This window comes from Catenulispora pinistramenti, assembly GCF_018274385.1.
Lineage (GTDB): Bacteria > Actinomycetota > Actinomycetes > Streptomycetales > Catenulisporaceae > Catenulispora > Catenulispora pinistramenti.
The window spans coordinates 1-520 of sequence record NZ_JAAFYZ010000564.1; the positions used below are offsets into that span (position 1 = coordinate 1).

Below are 520 nucleotides of genomic sequence, written 5' to 3' on the forward strand. Positions count from 1 at the left end.
CCGCGAAGTCCACAAGGCCCTCACCAGCACAAACACCCCGCACCCGGCAACAAAACCCCAGGTCGCCACCACCCCTTGACAGACATAGGAGCATCCGAGGGGAACGAACCGAAAACCAGCCGGAGAAATACAAAACGCAGGGAACGAGGACACCGGTTGGCTGCTGCGGCTGACAGTGAGGGCGTGGCGACGGGTTGGTGGTCAGTTGGTCGAGAACATGCCCGGGTGCGGTGCAGCTGTGCCACAACAACCAACCGCAACTGCATCCCGTCGGCAGGCCTTGCTGTCCGCAGCATCGGCTTTGGTGGCGAGGTCGATCCGGTATCCGCCGGTGTCTGTCTTGGTAGTCGGGACAGTCCGCACCCGCCAGCTCGGAATGGGCACGCACGCGAGTGCCGCGTTGCCAACACCCAGACTGGCGGCTGACCTCGCCGGGTCGCCGGTACCGAACCACTGGGTTTTGCCATTCTTCCGGCTGGTTTTCGGTTCGTTCCCCTCGGTCGCGTCGGCAGGGCTTCGC

Annotated in this window: 1 protein-coding gene; it reads right to left on the reverse strand. The window is 64.0% G+C overall.

Annotated elements, in window-relative coordinates; all coding sequences use genetic code 11:
* Positions 1–201: 201 nt before the first annotated feature.
* Positions 202–520 (reverse strand): hypothetical protein (locus KGQ19_RS48850; protein WP_212022503.1); only part of this gene is annotated, 319 nt, incomplete at its 5' end.